Origin of the sequence: Clostridium sp. KLE 1755 (genome assembly GCF_000466465.2) — a bacterium.
GTDB lineage: Bacteria > Bacillota > Clostridia > Lachnospirales > Lachnospiraceae > Eisenbergiella > Eisenbergiella porci.
The window spans coordinates 1-2,441 of record NZ_KE992713.1; the positions used below are offsets into that span (position 1 = coordinate 1).

At 45.4% G+C, this 2,441-nt stretch carries 1 protein-coding gene; it reads right to left on the reverse strand.

The genetic code is table 11. The features are described 5' to 3' along the window. Window positions 1–122: 122 nt before the first annotated feature. The gene (locus HMPREF1548_RS13815; RefSeq protein WP_002382861.1) at window positions 123–1,913 is read right to left on the reverse strand and encodes a reverse transcriptase domain-containing protein; all 1,791 of its coding nucleotides are present in this window, start codon (window positions 1,911–1,913) and stop codon (window positions 123–125) included. Window positions 1,914–2,441: the final 528 nt, after the last annotated feature.

Below are 2,441 nucleotides of genomic sequence, written 5' to 3' on the forward strand. Positions count from 1 at the left end.
AAATCGTAGGGTAGGGTAAAGGCGTCTTGCCGCCGTTGGCGGCAGGTTTCCTACACCCTCCCTCGGAACCGGACTTACTCCTCTCGAAGTATCCGGCTCCCCATTAGTAATTGACGTATTGATTAGTGTTTGTGTATTCTTTCATGGCACTTGCTACAAACAACAAGTGTTTTCCGCCGCTTCTTTTTCATCACGGTTTCCCAATCAGAATTCCCCAACTCGTTTAGGTTCCGTATAACGTGAACCTCGTACAAGTCGGCTTCTTTACACCCACATAGTTCACAAACTCTGGCATTAAGCCGTTGTCTGATAGTGGTTTTCCAGCTAAATTTCTTTCTCTGATAGATGATGTCACTCGCTTCGCCACGCTTACAATCTGCGATTTTAACAGGGCGTACACGTTTTGTCCCAGCTTTGGTTTCATAAGGAACAGACCACGTTTTCCCGTCTTTGTGCTGGCGGATGATTTTGCGGATACTGGTTTTATGCTTGTTGGCAATCGTCTTTAAGCAGCTATACTCCATGAGATAGCAGAAGTAGTCCAGCGTGTGATAGTCACAGGCCAGATTGTAATAGTTGCATAGTCCTCTTGCTTCGGCATTGTACTGCTCCACAATCTCATAATCCGCAAGGTTGAGAAGTCCGGCTCTGTGTATCGGCTGGAACTCCCCATTCTCCTTTTGGCGAATGACTTTCTTTGCAAACATAAATTTCTCAATCTTTTCCGTATGGGGAATAGTAAGGGCAACTTTCATGTGCAGGGTACGGGATTTTCTCCACGTCCCGTTTTTCATTCTGTGACCTTTGACCTCCTGATTTCTGCGGACGCAAATATCATAGCCAATGAAACGGACTTTTTCGGAGCTGTGCGTTATCAGCGTCTTTTCTTCACTCAAGGTCAATTTCAACTCTGTGCTTAGAAATTCAGCGATTTCGGTTTTTAATTCTTCACATTCCGCTTTTGTGCCGCACACACCTGCCAGCCAGTCGTCCGCATAGCGGACAAAAGTAAATTTCTTATTGTCGGCGGGTTTGCAGGGCAGATTTCTCATAGCTTTCTTCTGCGCTTTATGCTGGTCAATCAGTTCTTGTCTTTCCGCTTCATTATCGGTATGGTCAATCCAGTAGGACAGCCTTTTTAATTCTTTGCTTGCCGTATGATATTCCGGTGTCTGATATGCGGACCTCGGTTTATCAAAGCGTTCTGCGATTTCCCGAAACTTCTTGTCCAGCTCATTCAGATAGATATTTGCAAGTATCGGTGAACAGATACCACCCTGCGGAGAACCGCTGTAAGTGGCGTTATACTTCCAATTCTCGATATACCCAGCTTTCAAAAACTGGCGAATGATGTTCAGAAAACGACTGTCTTTGATTTTCCTGCTCAAAATCTCAATCAGTTTTTCGTGATTGATGTTATCAAAACAACCCTGAATATCACCCTCGATAAACCAAACCACGCCTGTGAAGTCAGAAGAAATCTGACGGAGTGCGGTATGACAGCTTTTGCCCGGTCTGAAACCGTGGGAGTGACTGTCAAAGACAGGTTCATAGATAGCTTCCAAAATCATTCTGACAACTTCTTGCAGGAGCTTGTCACGGAAAGACGGGATACCCAGCGGACGGAGTTTTCCGTTTTTCTTTGGAATATACCCACGTCTTACAGGGTTAGCCTTGTAGGTTCCGTCCTTTAGTGACTGGATTAACTCTTTTACATAGAAGTCACTGAAACCGTCTGCGGTATCGTCGTCGATACCCTGTGTTGTTGCGCCTTTGTTTGCATAAAGTTTCTGATAGGCGGCGTAGTAAATATCTTCACGGAGTAAATATCTGTATAGCCTTGTGAATACGCCGTCTTTGTGTTCGCTGGAACACCTTTCAATACGCTCTAAAATTTCAGATGTTGGTTTCATTGAGGTTTCTCCTCCCTTTCATTCTTACATTTTAGATGTTACTAACTGGCTCCCTTCGCCATGTAAGGGTCATTACCCCTCTCGGACTACTATGGAGCCTCCGTTGCCATATCCGGCGAATGAGCCGGACTTAGGCAATCCCCAGTTAGCGTTGTGCTTAGGTGAATGAAGATTGTCGGATATGCTTTCGGTTCGTTATGACGTGTTCTCACGCCTGTTTCATAACGTGTAGCAGTTGTCCCGCCGTGAAAGATGACGTGACAGCGTTATGACATGGGTTACAGGACTTTTCCCACACCTGCAAAAAACAGGAACTGGAACCTTACATTCGATAAACCCAATCTTATCCTCATATCTTCTTAACATTAGGAAACAGTCGCACCTAAGTCCTTTGGTGACTATTCCTTTTTCTGCCATGCGCTGTTCCCGTAAAGGATTTCTCCTTAGTCGGTAAGGCAGATTGTTTCGCACACTGCCGTGTGCGGCAGTACCTTAAACTGCTTTGCACAACGCCCTATCTGGGCGCAC